The following is a 13577-nucleotide window of genomic DNA, read 5'->3' as shown; positions in this document are numbered from 1 at the left end:
TGGGATTAAAACTATCCAAGTTCTTTTTTAGGTTGAGTAACTCAGTAAAACTTATTAACAGGCATGGGAAATTATTATTAATAATTCAGAGGTGAACTTATGAAGTTTAAAAGTAGTATTTTATCTTTGCTCATTGTTTTTAGTGTTTTAATGATTCCATCCTGTGTTTCTGCACATGAAATACCATTTGTGACATCAGAATCTATTTCAGGGAGTTTAAACTCTGAAATAACTCTTCAGTATATTAGTCCCATGGTTAAGGGAAGTAGTGGGAGTCATAGAAGTTCCAGTTCAAAATCCTACAAATCCCACATGGATGATAACGAAGACACAGGTTCAACTGATGATTCAGAGGGCAGCACATATTTCTGGATATTCGTTATTATAGCCATTATAGTTCTTGTATTTGCAATATGGTTCTTCTTCTTAAGGAAAAGATGATCCAAGGTGAAAGTCCATGTTTGTACTATTCGAACTTTTAAGGGAACATTTCCCCAAACTGGTTAAAAAACCCATCACCCGTATTTTAATACTGGTTCTAGCAGTTGTAGCCTACGGAACCATTGGTTTCCATCTTATAGAAGGTCAGCCATGGATCGTGTCATTCTACTGGACATTCATAACAATTGGAACCGTTGGATATGGAGATTACAGCCCTGTAACATCCCTTGGGATGTACTTCACAATAACCCTGTTGGTGCTGGGTATTGGAACATTTGCAGTGGCTATTGAATCAATTGTGGAACTTATCGTGAGTAAAGAACAAATGAAGCTCATGGGGCTGATTAACGTGAAAAAATCAAGACATGTTGTGATATGCGGCTGGACAGAAAGTACAGCAGAATGTATAAAGGAAATTGGAAGGGGAAGCGAGGTTTTTATCTTGGATGAAAATGAGGCAGTTCGCAAGCTGGCACTGAAAAATGGTGTTAACTTCGTTCACGGCGATCCTACACGTATAAAAGACCTTGAAAAGGCAAATGTTAGGGGTGCGAAGGCAGTAATAGTGGATATGGAATCAGATTCACATACAATACACTGCATACTTGGAATAAGAAAGTTAGACCAGGAAGTCAGGGTGATAGCTGAGGCACAACGCTACGAAAACATAGAACAGATAAAACTTGCAGGTGCAACCCAGGTGATCTCTCCATTCGTGATATCTGGCAGGCTGATGCACAAGAGCATAGATGACGGTTACGAGGCCATGTTCGTCCAGGATGTTCTGGCTGAGAAGAAGGAAAGGGAACTGAAAGAGGTTAAAATAGGTTCTGAAAGTTATTTTGCAGGTAAAAGCATAGTGGATGCTGATATACATGAAAATACAGGAGTTGTGCTTGTAGGGATTGGTAAAAATGGAGATTTGACCATAGATCCTCCTAGAAACATGACCATAGAATCTGGAGATATAATACTTGGAATTGGGAAGCCTGAGGAGTTTGAAAGGCTTGAAAGAGATGATCCAACTGGACAAGCCTGATGAAATTGTTTAATCATGTGATGGGTAGGATTAATGGATTTTATCCCTCTTCCCATGTTCAGTAGCCATTAATTCCTGAAAAAATAGGGTTTTAATTGTCTAAAAATCCAATTCAACTCTTTTAAAGGGTTTTATTTCTAATTCCTTTTTTGATGGCTTGTAGATATTTTTAAAGGAGTAGGGAACTATCAGAACTCCAGAATCCCTGGCTGCATTTAATGAATCTGAAAAATCAGGATCTGTAACTCTGTTGGGTGCAAAATCATCTGCATCTTCCTTTAATACCAAAAATAGTACTGTGGATATGTACCCTTCTTCCAGGGCATCTTTGAGCTCCTCAACATGCTTCCTGCCCCTTTTTGTGGGTGCATCTGGAAACCTTGCATGTCCCTCTTCAACAAGGGTGCAGCCTTTAACCTCAAGCAACATTCTGTTATTGCCATTATTATCAGAATTACGTGAATTAGCAGATAATAGGAAGTCTATTCTACTTTTACCATGGGAGTATTCCCTTTTTTTAATTGAATAACCTGAAAATTCAGATATTAATCCTGATTCTATGAGTTCCTGAGCTATGTCACTGTGGAAGCCTGAATTTATAAGAACCCAATTGTTGTCTTTGAAAACTGCAATCACATCGAACTTGGTTTTTCTGCCTTCAGGATTAATTGCTGGCCTTAAAAGAAGTTTAACGCCAGAAAAAAGGAGTTCTTCAAGTCTTCCAGGGTCGCGGAGATGTGCCTTTTCAGTGATGGTTTTAAGATCGTTCCCAACATTATCTTTTAACTTTTTATCAAAATTATCCATTCTGAAGATTACTGTGAACCTGTTGGGCCTTTCAATGAAGCTTCCTGTTATCAAATTGGATATTATCATTTTCAATCCCACCAACTGTTAATTATGAATTTAATCATGAAATTGGTATGTTATCTAAATGTTATCGTTAAAATATTGATTAGTGACTTTGAAATAATACGTACAAATAAAATTTCCAAATATAATTTTACAACTGGAGAATTTGATCAAAACCAGGACAATAAAAAATTAAATAAAAATTTTCTGTACATCTATGCATATTATAAGTTCACTGCCTCCACTGCACCAACAAATTCTTCTGCATGTTCCAGTGTTACATTGTAGGGTTCGTACATGTAGGTTTCATAGATAAAGGACGTTATCCCTGAGTTTATAAGTGGCACAGTTACAAAACGTGGACTTTTAGGGCCAGTATCCCCCTTTGGAATGTAGTAAGTCAGCCATGAAATTTTAGAAATGATGTTTAGGGCTGTGGCCTCTGATGAACCGCCCTGTACAGGTGAAACTACAAATCTATCCTCTTTGTAACCTGCCTGAACCCCCCTGTTGGAGTGAACATCCACCGCCATTTTGAAGTTTCCCCTGACAACATCCGGCACAACGTATTCTGCAGCCAGGTTCTGGCCGTTTATTCTGCCTTTATCGTAGCCAGAGGCATCTTCTGTGACGTGAACCCAGTAGACGTAGTAACAGTACTTCAGGTTCTGGTGGGTTAAAACAGCCCATAAAATGGCAGTGTGGGCCTTTACCTCACGTGGATGCACACCTATGATGTAAGCAATCTTAACAGTTGAATTCAGGTTTCCGTAGGGGCCTCCACGCACAACGTAGCCCTCATCATCACTTCCCAGGGTCAAGGACTGGTTCAGTCCATTGAAGTTTGTTAAAGGATTTAAGAGGCCATTAAAACTATTATGGGTTGGGTTGTTGATTGGGACGTAATTAACTACAATGGCTGTTAAGGTTATTCCAACCATTAAAATAATCAGTAGCAGGTCTTTTATATGCATGATCACCACGATTTATTATACATATCAACTTGTTTCGTAAGAACATTTAACTTATATTTTATAAGATCCTATCTTAATCTTGTTCATGATCTATGTTGAAGGCCCATGAAAAATTTTAGGAATTAGTCAATAGAATCTCTAATTCAAGAATTTTTCAAGTTCTTTAAGTTCAATAAATTTTTACATAAAATTTTTTACACCATGATCTTCCATGGACTACAAATTAAGTATGATTCATTCAAATAATATTAATAAAAATCTGATAAAATTGATCTTAAAATAGAATTAATCCCAATAACATACATTTAAAACCAGTTTTAAACTAAAGATGAGGTGAAATGAATGCATCCAAGACCCAGCCCAATAGCTGCTTCACTCTACACACTGCGTGATATGAACGCGGACGTTATCATACTCCACGGCCCCCACGGCTGCTGTTTCAGAACAGGCAGACTCCTTGAAAACGATGGCGTCAGGGTTGTTACCACTGCAATGTCTGAAAATGACTTCGTATTCGGAGCTGCAGACAAGCTTGAGGAAACCATAAGAAAGGTTGAGGAGATGTTCTCCCCAAAGCTCGTTGGAGTGGTTGGAACCTGTGCAAGCATGATAATTGGAGAAGACCTTAAAGAGGCAGTTAAAAATGCAGATATAGATGCAACTGTTATTCCTGTGGAGTCCCATGGAGGATTCGGCGAAGGGGACAACACAGAGGGTGCCATAATGGTGCTGGACGCTGCAGCAAAGGCAGGAGTCATACCCGAGGAAGAAAGGGAACGACAGACCCGCATGCTGAAACTCGCAACCCAGACAGAGAAAACCAGGGGCATGGCCCAGGGCGGTTACATCAAGCCATCTTATGGTGACAATAAGGTTCAGGTTGCAAGGGTGCTCCTTGAAAGCTTTGAAAGGGGAGACCAAATAGCAATGGTGCTCAACGCTAAAAAAGAAACTTCTTACCTCTTTTCAGACCTTCTTAAGGTTCCTTTCGGAGAGGTTTACCCTGATAACAAGCCCCTGATCATTGCAAACCTTGATGAGAAGGTTGGACTTTCAAGGATAAGGCAGCACGCCGTGAATATTCGCAGGGAGCTTTCAGATGAAGGTGTAACCATTGATGAAATAAGTGGAGGTCTGGATGAGTACCCTGTTACAGGTGAGGAAGCTGCACGAATCATCAAGGAAGGAAGCTTTGACATGGTTGTTGTTGCAGGTGTGCCCCATGCACTGCCTGTAGAAGAGATAGAAGCTGAAACCATAGCTGTGACAGACGGTCCAAGACTGGTTGAACCCCTAAAGAAGCTTGGATACACCTACGTTGTAACTGAACTCGACGCCCATTCAAAAACCCTTGGAACAGACCATATAGTTCCATCTGATTTTGGAGAGATTTTAATGGGACTTATGGATTTTTAAAGGATTTCCCTACTTTTTCCCCTCTAATTTTTTTATTATGATCCATCCAATCCATTAAAAACGATACAATGGTTTATTAAAGGAAATTTTAAATCCAATGATTACAGTAATAACTATATCTGAAATCTTCAATGAGATTCATAGAAGAATTATATACATAAATGGTTTGAATAGTATAATCTAATAAAAATAAGAGGATCATGAGATAATCTTATGAACATTATTCAAATACAATCACGGTGATAACATGACGAAAACAGTTGGAATGATACTCTGCGGAGGATTTGGGAAGCGTTTAAGACCCCTGACTGAAAGGGTTCCCAAACCCCTCATAGAAATTAGGGATGACTACACCATACTGGACAAACAACTCTTCGACTTTAAAAATGCTGGAGTGGACAAGGTACTCCTTTTAACAGGTTTTTTAAGCGACAAGATAAGGGAGAGATATGGTGATGATTACAAGGGAGTTAAAATTGAATACGTTGAAGAATCAGAACCTCTTGGAACTTTAAATGCTATAAAACTTGGTATGGAACATCTTGGCGACGGTGAACAGTGCGTTATAAGAAACGGGGATGTTGTTGCAGATTTAAACATCAAGAAGATGATAGAACAGGGTGAAAAATCAGACTACCCACTGCAGATCTTCGTTACCAAGATGGTTTCACCCTACGGAATCGTTGAAATCAGTGGGGATCGTTTAGTATCCTTCAAGGAAAAACCAGTCCTTGATTATTACATAAACGGCGGAGTTTACTTCTCAAATGGAGATATAAACTTTGGAGACTTCGATGTTGGAGATATAGAGAAAACTGTGTTCCCAATGCTTGCAAAGGAAAACCAGCTTGGTTACTACAAGGAGAACGGCCTTTTCTGGATGGCAATAGACACAACAAAGGAGCTTGAGCAGATAAGGAAGGAGTACCAGAACCGTGAGGACAAACCATGGGGTTACGAGAAGATTCTAATAAACACCGAGAAGTACCTGACCAAGGAGCTCTTCATACGTGAAGGGTACCAGACATCCTTCCACTACCACGAGCAGAAGGATGAAACCATGTACATAGTAAGCGGTGCAGGCTACATCGAATTTGAGGATCGTAAAGAGTACTTCGGTAAAAACGACACCATAAGGATAGAGCCTGGTGAAGTTCACTCCATAGTGGCCATGGAAAACACAGTGCTCCACGAGGTTTCAACACCGCACCTTCAGGACACAGTTAGGGTTAAGGATTACTACCCAGCAAGGTAGACCCTTAAAATCTTTTTTTTATCAATAGATATCTATTCATTTTACAGATAACTGAATAACAGAAATTCAAACGATAATTAAATCCCAGTTGAGGCATCAAATGATAACCATAATCGATTACGGCTCAGGAAACCTTAAAAGTATTAAAAATGGCTTTTTGAAGGTGGGTGCAGATGTTTCCATCTCAAGTGACGTGGATGAGATGAAGGATGCTGAAGCACTTGTTCTTCCAGGGGTTGGTGCCTTTGGAAATGCAATGGCCCAGCTTAAAGAGTATCAAGAGGTTATACACAGCCATATAAATGATAAAAAACCGTTTTTAGGTGTTTGTCTTGGACTCCAGGTTCTCTTTGAAAAAAGTCAGGAAAGTCCAGGGGTTGAAGGACTCAGTGTCTTTGAGGGGGATGTTCTTCACTTCCCAGATTCCATGAAATCCCAGGGACTTAAGATACCCCATATGGGATGGAACAAACTTCAGATGGAAAATCCCTGTCCATTGTTTGAAGGGGTTGGCCCTGAGTACATGTACTTCGTGCACTCCTACTACGTGAATCCCAGTGAGAGGGACATCATCGCTGCAACGGTTGATTATGGTTTTGATGTTCCTGCTGCTGTCTGCAGGGGCAACACATTTGCAACCCAGTTCCACCCTGAAAAAAGCGGAGAACCTGGACTTAAGATCCTCCAGAACTTCGTTGAACTGATTTAAGGATCAATTCATTGAATTTGAATTAATTTACGAATTTAATTAACTTATAAACTTGGATTAATCTAAACCCGGGGCTTTAAAAGCAGAATGCTGAAACCCCATTTTCTTCATTTTTAATTATTTTTTTTGGTTTCAGTTACAAAAACCGCCTTATTATTAATTGTTGTCCAAAAAGTATTAATAATTGTGGGGTCAAATAATATGATCAAGCTTATACTTCCAGCCCACGCATACTAATACAATAAACAATAGGGAAAATTCCAAGGTTAACAAATAAAAAAAAAAGGTGTATCACGTGGACATAGAAGGCTTTGTAAGGCGCTCAATGAAAGAACAAGACGAAAAATCCGTTCAAGAGGACCTTAAAAACAAAATACTTGAATACAAAGAAATAAACCCTGAAAAAGCCAGTGAAATGGCTCAAGCAGTGATTGAAGAGGTTAAAAATACCCTGAAAATCGATGAATGCAGTGACGAATCATTGAAGGACATCATAAGGTACCCCCACTCCAACGTTGGAATGGGTGAGATAGGTGTTGGATCCAGAGGTGCTGGAGACTTCTTCGTTCACAGAAAGATTGCAGAGATAGTTTCAAGCACCAAAAGCAGTGCACTCATAAATCCAACAGCCCAGGACGACGGAGGCGTTGTCAAAGCCAACGTAGGGGCTGATGATGTTTACATAACAACTGCAGTGGACGGAATACACTCCAGACTCAGTGAATACCCATTCCTTGGAGGTTTCCACGTTGCAAGAGCCACCCTCCGTGACGTCTGCGTTATGGGAGCTGATCCCGTTGCAATGCTCAGCGACCTGCACCTTGCAGACGACGGAGACGTTGGAAAACTCTTCGACTTCACTGCAGGAGTCTGCGCAGTTTCAGAACTCGTTGACGTGCCCCTAGTGGCCGGAAGCACCCTCAGGGTTGGTGGAGACATGGTTCTTGGGGACAGGCTGGTGAGTGCTGTGGGTGCAGTTGGAGTATCCAAGTATCCACCAACAGCAAGGAAACGGGCAGAATCAGGTGACGTTATACTCCTCACAGAGGGTTCTGGAGGAGGTACCATAAGTACCACGGCCCTTTACCACGGACTATTCGATGTTGTCTGGGAAACCATGGACATAAGCTTTATAAAATCCTCAGAAGCAATATTCCAGGCAGGACTGCTTCCAGAGGTTCATGCAATGACCGATGTGACCAACGGCGGGCTCAGGGGAGATGCCCATGAAATCTCCAAAACAACAGGCCTGGGACTGACCTTCCACGATGACAAGATACGTGGCATGGTGAACCCCAAGGTGCTTGAGATGCTTGAAAACCTTGACATAGACCCCCTGGGTGTTTCAGTGGACTCATTGATGATCATAGCACCAGAAGATGTTGCATCACGGGTTAAAAAGGCAATATCTGGTGTTGGTGTGGGTATCGATGAAATTGGTTACGTTGATGAAAGTGGTAAATCCAAGCTCGTGAAGGACGGGGTTGAGGAGGAGCTGAAGCCACTCTTCAGGGAAGCAGCATACACCAAGATAAAGAAGATCGTTGGGGACATTGAACCTGAAGACTTCGAAGTAATGAAGGAAAAGGTTGAAAAAGCTGCAATGGATGCAATAGATAAAAAGGACAGGGTTGTGGATATGGTTAGGGGAAGATAGCCTTTTTTAAGGACCTCTAATGGTTTATATAAAAATTATACGAATTTTAATTCGTACAGTACTCCCTCCTTCTTTTACCCATTCTTCAATTTTTCTGGTCTTAAACTTCACTCCAAATGAATTGAAAAAATTCAGAAGAAATCAGGGGGATAAAATGGATGAAAAAGGTTTTATATTCAGTTGGGATGCAGTTTTAGCACTCATCCCACTTTTCATAGTGATCACCGCTATTTTTAATGTTAATTACTCTGCACTTGAAGCTCCAAACCAGGATATTCGTCTGTCACATATTTCCCAGGATTCGATTAATGCCATGGTCAATTACAGGGAAAATAATGGTTTGAGTCTGCTGGAAAATATGTCAAAGGTTCTATCAGAACACCACAACGATGGTACTGGTATCAATGAGGCAGGGGAAATTGCAGATTCTTTTCTGAACAAAACTCTTCCAGGAGTTAACTACAGACTAACAGAGGAAAATCAGCTTAATGGAACTGTTTTAACATCTAATGCAGATTTTGAAGGTGCTAAAAACGTTGAAGTTTCAAGCAGGAGTTACGGAGGATACATCTTCAAGCTCTGGGTCTGGAGATGATGTGAAAGAGTTTTTATTTGATTTTATTTTGTAGTAAACCTAATTTTTATCTTTAGTTTTATCCCATCCAGGGAAACCCCCCATTTTTTTTATGAGAAGGATCCAAATATAGATACAGTTATCATGTTCAGCATCATCTGAAGGGATAGTGATCCTAAGTTCGTGATTTCCCTTAATTGGAAGGTATTGGGGATTAACTTCTGTGTATTTTGAAAAATGTGGCTGTGTTTGATTATGGAACCCCATATTGCATCACAATCAAGAATTGGTTCTGCGAAGTTTATATCTGCCATAACCCACCCGCCCCTTGTTTCTCTACCAACATTCACACTTCTGAATTACTTTTTCCTCAGTTTCAATGACTTTTTATTTTTAACTTTGATATGTGCAGTTTTTGGAACGGTCTTACCAATTACAACAGTTATGCTGTGGATAAATAGGAAGGGGATAGACGTTGATATAACCGACAGGAAAAAAAGAAAGTTGCCCCTTATCTTTGCAATATCATCCTATTTAATGGGTTTTTTAATCTTGTATGCCTTGGGGGCCCCAGTTATAACCACCGCCCTAATGTTCTGCTACTTCTCAAACACGTTGATCGTGCTTTTTATAACCTTTTTCTGGAAGATCAGCCTCCATGCCATGGGTGTTGCAGGGCCCACAGCTGCCATGATATACGCCTTCGGTTATCCAGGAATGTTATTTGGAACCATTATACCCGTGGTGATGTGGAGCAGGGTAACCCTTAAAAAACACAGCACTGGCCAGGTGATGGCAGGTGCGGCCTATGGACTGGTTGTGACCACGATACAACTTTACCTGTTAATACCATGACCCATTTTAGCTATGCTCCTTAAATCAAAGATAGTTGAAGATGATAAAATGAAAACAAGATTTCTTGAAAAGGTATGTGAACAGGGTTATGGAGATATGATGGCTGAGGTTGAGTACTGGCTCATTTTTCTGGCACCTGACCAAAAAAATCTTGGCACATGCGTTGTGGCCTTAAAAAGAGAAGAAAGTGAATTGTCCGGTTTAATAAAGGAGGAATGGTCTGAATTTTTTTATGTGGTGAAACGAATGGAACGCACCATCAAAAAAGCTTTCAATGCAACCATGTTCAACTGGGGAAGTCTTATGAACTCATCCTACCTTCAAAACCATCCAGATCCACACCTTCACTGGCATTTCATACCCCGCTACAGAGAACCAATTGAATTCAATGGTAGAATATTCAAGGATCCCTGTTTTGGTAAGAGCACCATTAACATCCATGAAACCCTTTACCTTCCAAGTTCAGAACGTGACGAGATCATCCACCATCTTCTGAAATTCTTAAAACTCTGAAAATTTATAAATAAAAGCAAAGTCGGGAAAATTTGATGGGTTCCCTTATGCATTTTTTAACTATCCAGCACCAAACTTAAATAGAACAAAATCTTAACTAGAATAAAGTAAAATTAATTATTGAAATTACTCGATTTTTCAGTATTAACTTGCCCTGATAGTGTAGCGGATATCACTTAGGATTGCGGATCCTATAACCCGGGTTCAAATCCCGGTCAGGGCATTATTATTTGTTTAAATAAGAGAATCTGGGAGAAAGTTTAGTTAGAAACTTCCACTGTCTTATCATGTACTCCTTTTCATCTGCAACCCTGTTTTTATAAAGATCCACCAGATTATTTATATTTAAATTATCTTCAAAAAGCGATACTGCAGATTCTGCAGCCATGGCTCCAGTTATTAATGCACCAGATATGCCTTCTCCCATAGGATTAAGAAAATTGGCTGCTTCACCTGCAAACAAAACTCTCCCCTTTCCCATATCAGTGCCGTATCCCGGCATTACACATGGAAGTATTCCCATTTCTCCCCTAACAGAGGATTGAATTTTGGCATTGAACTCTGAAGCCAAAAAGGAAAGAAACCTTGAATGATAATTTTTTATAAGAGATACTTCTTTGACACCCACACCAAAAACAAGAAAATCATCTTTCACATTGAACCATGCATCGTACTGGGAGAACTTTGGGTCTAAAAAAGCATAGAAAAAACTACCGTCAAGATCTATCGTTCCCCTGCAGAAGGTTTGATAAGTGATGATTTGGTTGTTCTGCCCCCTTCCTAAACTACGTTTAATTTTACTCGTTGCACCATCACAGGCAATCATGACTTTAGTTTTTTCATAATACGTCCCATTGCAGTTTAACTTGACAACAACGTGATCTTCCTTTTCTTCACATGAAATAACTGAAGTTGACTGTCGCAACTCAACACCAGAATCTTCAGCCACCAAACTTAACCACTGATCGAATGAACTTCTCCATACATTGAGTCCTTCACTTTCAAATTTAAACTCCTTATTTTCCTCATTTGTAAGTACAATACCCTTATTTTTTGTTTTACACGGTAAATTGTGGGGTATCTTTCCAAATTCTTTTTCCACTGTATTGATGGATTTTTTTATCAGAATACCTGAACATGATTTTTCCCTTGGCAGCTGCATCTTCTCAACCAACAAAACTTTACAGCCTGCATCAGCTGCCTTTTTTGCAGCCATAGAACCTGCAGGTCCTGCCCCCACCACTACAACATCGTACATCTTATTTTTCCTCCTGAACAGAATTGAAAACATGAATTTAGATTAAAATCTATGATATCACCCATATATTCATAATACATCCAAAATAATTATTATATCAAAAAAAAGAACAGAATAATTTCCAATTTATTAGTTGGCATTTTAAATATGGAAATTTAGGGAAAATTTGGATTTCAAAGACATGAATGGAGATTTTAATTGAATCTGCAGGTTGACAGTCCCCGTTTAATGTACCTGAAATCCGTGTTCTTATTGAGGACTATGCTCCTTGCCCACTTATCATTGGTTTCAGGGTAATCCTCCCTGTAATGTGCTCCACGGCTTTCACGGCGCAGGAGTGCAGATTCTGTTACCAACATGGCAACTTTGATGATGTTCTCGATTTCAAGGGCGTCCTGAAGGTTCTTGTTGAATCCTGAGCCCTCTGGAACCTTCATGTTCCGGGATTTTTCCCTGAGTTCCTCCAGTTTGGTTATTGCAGATTTTAATCCCTCTTCATTCCTTATTATTGCAACATTCTTCCACATGGTTTCCTTGAGTTCTCTCTTGATTTCGTGGGGGTAGTGATCACCGTCTTTAACCTCACCATGGATCCTGTCTTCTTCTGCATGGACGTATGCAGGGTTGGAACTTAAATCATTATCAAGAGCGTTTTTAGCTGCTTTTACACCTGCCCGTTTACCGAATACCTGGGTGTCTGCCAGAGCATTTCCACCAAGTCTGTTTGCACCGTGAACACCACCTGTAACCTCACCTGCAGCGTATAGGTTTCTTACTGTTGTTTCTCCCTGTGGATTTATCTTCGCACCGCCCATGAAATGGTGTGCAGTTGGTGCTACTTCCATTGGTTCTTTCCTGATGTCCACGCCCACGTCCTGGAACTGGAGGAGCATGGTTTCCAGTTTTTCCTCGATGAGTTCTGGAGGTAAGTGTGTGACGTCCAGGTAAACTCCACCATTTTCTGTTCCCCTTCCCTCACGTATTTCATTGTATATTGCCCTTGCAACAACGTCCCGGGTTGCAAGTTCTCCCCGGGAGTCGTAGTTTTTCATGAAACGTTCACCTTCTGAATTTATGAGCTTTCCACCTTCGCCACGCACTGCCTCTGTTACAAGAACACCCTTCCTAGATTCTGGATAGACCATGCCTGTTGGGTGGAATTGAACCTGTTCCATGTCAAGAAGGTCCGCACCTGCATCGTAGGCCAGTGAAAATCCATCACCTGTTTTCTGGACTGCGTTTGATGTTACGGGGTAAAGCCATCCCCCCCCTCCAGTTGCAAGTACAGTTGATTTGGCTCTGAACTCAATGAAACCGGAGTCCTTGAGGGATATTCCACAGGCACCTATCACTGCATCTCCCCCTTCGTTTGGTATGAGGGAGGTTATCATAACCTCATCCATGGTCTGGATTCCCTGCTTTATGACTTCTTCCTTGAGGGCCATCATCATCTCATGGCCTGTTCTGTCTCCCTGGAAGCACGTACGTCTGTAGGTTTGACCTCCAAAGGGTCTTTGATTGAGTTTTCCTGATTCCTGCCTGTCGAAGATGGCTCCAAAATCTTCAAGTTCTGTTAACCTGTCCTTGGCCTCATTCACAAGCACCCTCACAAGGTTTAAATCGTTGAGGTAGGCACCTCCTCTGATTGTGTCGTTGAAGTGTGCATCAACACTGTCCTCTGAATCAACATAGCCAAAGGCAGCGTTGTATCCTCCCTCTGCAAGTGTTGTGCAGCCTGATTTGAATGATAATCCTTTTGAAACTATTAAAACGTTTAAATCATGTTTACGGGCCTCTATGGCAGCTCTGCATCCTGCACCGCCTGAACCTATAATCAGTACATCGCATTCAACTATTTCATTTACCATGCTATGAGATTGAGTGAGGTATCTTATTTAATTTTATGATCATGATGGGATTGAATAACATGGAATGTTAACGATGGTCTGAGAAGGTTCCGATAGGATCGAAGATCCCAACTTCCATATCACATCCGTTATAAAATAAATATAAAAAGGATCATAACAAAAAAAT

General features: G+C 40.5%; 13 protein-coding genes and 1 tRNA gene. 10 read left to right on the top strand and 4 right to left on the bottom strand.

Annotated features, from left to right (window positions below; all coding sequences use genetic code 11):
- Positions 1–99: 99 nt before the first annotated feature.
- Together J2756_RS06435 and J2756_RS06430 are read left to right on the top strand one after the other, a co-directional pair.
- Complete coding sequence (locus J2756_RS06435; RefSeq protein WP_209583783.1) at positions 100–441, top strand: hypothetical protein; 342 nt, start codon at positions 100–102, stop codon at positions 439–441.
- Positions 442–457: 16 nt separating this feature from the next.
- On the top strand, positions 458–1480 hold the full coding sequence (locus tag J2756_RS06430) for a potassium channel family protein (RefSeq protein ID WP_209583781.1): 1023 nt from the start codon (positions 458–460) through the stop codon (positions 1478–1480).
- A 99-nt stretch (positions 1481–1579) separates the two neighbouring features.
- On the opposite strand, the gene sfsA is transcribed toward J2756_RS06430, so the two are convergent.
- Positions 1580–2356, bottom strand: coding sequence for a DNA/RNA nuclease SfsA (sfsA, locus tag J2756_RS06425; RefSeq protein WP_209583780.1), 777 nt, complete (start codon positions 2354–2356; stop codon positions 1580–1582).
- 200 nt (positions 2357–2556) lie between these two features.
- Entirely contained in the window at positions 2557–3306 is a 750-nt protein-coding gene (locus J2756_RS06420) for a hypothetical protein (RefSeq protein ID WP_245315961.1), read from the bottom strand.
- 342 nt (positions 3307–3648) lie between these two features.
- Here J2756_RS06420 and cfbD point away from each other — a divergent pair, with 342 nt between their 5' ends.
- From cfbD to J2756_RS06380, 8 genes are all read left to right on the top strand, one after another.
- Entirely contained in the window at positions 3649–4722 is a 1074-nt protein-coding gene (gene cfbD / locus J2756_RS06415; RefSeq protein ID WP_209583779.1) for a Ni-sirohydrochlorin a,c-diamide reductive cyclase catalytic subunit, read from the top strand.
- A gap of 247 nt (positions 4723–4969) precedes the next feature.
- Complete coding sequence (locus tag J2756_RS06410; RefSeq protein ID WP_209583778.1) at positions 4970–5977, top strand: sugar phosphate nucleotidyltransferase; 1008 nt, start codon at positions 4970–4972, stop codon at positions 5975–5977.
- Between the two features lie 100 nt (positions 5978–6077).
- Positions 6078–6686 (top strand): imidazole glycerol phosphate synthase subunit HisH, encoded by a 609-nt coding sequence (hisH, locus tag J2756_RS06405; RefSeq protein ID WP_209583773.1) that lies wholly within the window; start codon positions 6078–6080, stop codon positions 6684–6686.
- Positions 6687–6981: 295 nt separating this feature from the next.
- Complete coding sequence (locus J2756_RS06400; protein ID WP_209583771.1) at positions 6982–8343, top strand: AIR synthase-related protein; 1362 nt, start codon at positions 6982–6984, stop codon at positions 8341–8343.
- Positions 8344–8497: 154 nt separating this feature from the next.
- Entirely contained in the window at positions 8498–8938 is a 441-nt protein-coding gene (locus tag J2756_RS06395; protein ID WP_209583769.1) for a hypothetical protein, read from the top strand.
- Positions 8939–9172: 234 nt separating this feature from the next.
- Positions 9173–9772 carry a PAP2 family protein gene (locus J2756_RS06390; protein ID WP_209583767.1) on the top strand — a complete coding sequence of 200 codons (600 nt, stop codon included), beginning with the start codon at positions 9173–9175 and terminating at the stop codon, positions 9770–9772.
- Positions 9773–9820: 48 nt separating this feature from the next.
- Positions 9821–10285 carry an HIT family protein gene (locus J2756_RS06385; RefSeq protein WP_209583765.1) on the top strand — a complete coding sequence of 155 codons (465 nt, stop codon included), beginning with the start codon at positions 9821–9823 and terminating at the stop codon, positions 10283–10285.
- 151 nt (positions 10286–10436) lie between these two features.
- A tRNA-Arg gene (locus tag J2756_RS06380) sits at positions 10437–10508 on the top strand.
- A gap of 3 nt (positions 10509–10511) precedes the next feature.
- Here the strand turns inward: J2756_RS06380 and J2756_RS06375 are convergent.
- Complete coding sequence (locus J2756_RS06375) at positions 10512–11543, bottom strand: FAD-dependent monooxygenase (protein WP_209583763.1); 1032 nt, start codon at positions 11541–11543, stop codon at positions 10512–10514.
- A gap of 194 nt (positions 11544–11737) precedes the next feature.
- Positions 11738–13411, bottom strand: coding sequence for a fumarate reductase (CoM/CoB) subunit TfrA (gene tfrA, locus J2756_RS06370; RefSeq protein ID WP_209583760.1), 1674 nt, complete (start codon positions 13409–13411; stop codon positions 11738–11740).
- Positions 13412–13577: the final 166 nt, after the last annotated feature.

It is taken from the genome of Methanobacterium aggregans (genome assembly GCF_017874455.1).
Taxonomy (GTDB): Archaea; Methanobacteriota; Methanobacteria; order Methanobacteriales; family Methanobacteriaceae; genus Methanobacterium_C; species Methanobacterium_C aggregans.
The sequence above is the reverse complement of the archived record's forward strand: the minus strand, read 5'-3'. Positions and strand labels throughout refer to the sequence as shown.

Bases quoted from the DNA above. Each gene is read 5' to 3' on its own strand.
- cfbD (WP_209583779.1), top strand. From the start codon at position 3,649: ATGCATCCAAGACCCAGCCCAATAGCTGCTTCACTCTACACACTGCGT.
- J2756_RS06395 (WP_209583769.1), top strand. From the start codon at position 8,498: ATGGATGAAAAAGGTTTTATATTCAGTTGGGATGCAGTTTTAGCACTC.
- J2756_RS06375 (WP_209583763.1), bottom strand. From the start codon at position 11,543: ATGTACGATGTTGTAGTGGTGGGGGCAGGACCTGCAGGTTCTATGGCT.
- tfrA (WP_209583760.1), bottom strand. From the start codon at position 13,411: ATGGTAAATGAAATAGTTGAATGCGATGTACTGATTATAGGTTCAGGC.
- sfsA (WP_209583780.1), bottom strand. From the start codon at position 2,356: ATGATAATATCCAATTTGATAACAGGAAGCTTCATTGAAAGGCCCAAC.
- J2756_RS06420 (WP_245315961.1), bottom strand. From the start codon at position 3,306: ATGCATATAAAAGACCTGCTACTGATTATTTTAATGGTTGGAATAACC.
- J2756_RS06385 (WP_209583765.1), top strand. From the start codon at position 9,821: ATGAAAACAAGATTTCTTGAAAAGGTATGTGAACAGGGTTATGGAGAT.
- J2756_RS06390 (WP_209583767.1), top strand. From the start codon at position 9,173: ATGGAACCCCATATTGCATCACAATCAAGAATTGGTTCTGCGAAGTTT.
- J2756_RS06435 (WP_209583783.1), top strand. From the start codon at position 100: ATGAAGTTTAAAAGTAGTATTTTATCTTTGCTCATTGTTTTTAGTGTT.
- hisH (WP_209583773.1), top strand. From the start codon at position 6,078: ATGATAACCATAATCGATTACGGCTCAGGAAACCTTAAAAGTATTAAA.
- J2756_RS06410 (WP_209583778.1), top strand. From the start codon at position 4,970: ATGACGAAAACAGTTGGAATGATACTCTGCGGAGGATTTGGGAAGCGT.
- J2756_RS06430 (WP_209583781.1), top strand. From the start codon at position 458: ATGTTTGTACTATTCGAACTTTTAAGGGAACATTTCCCCAAACTGGTT.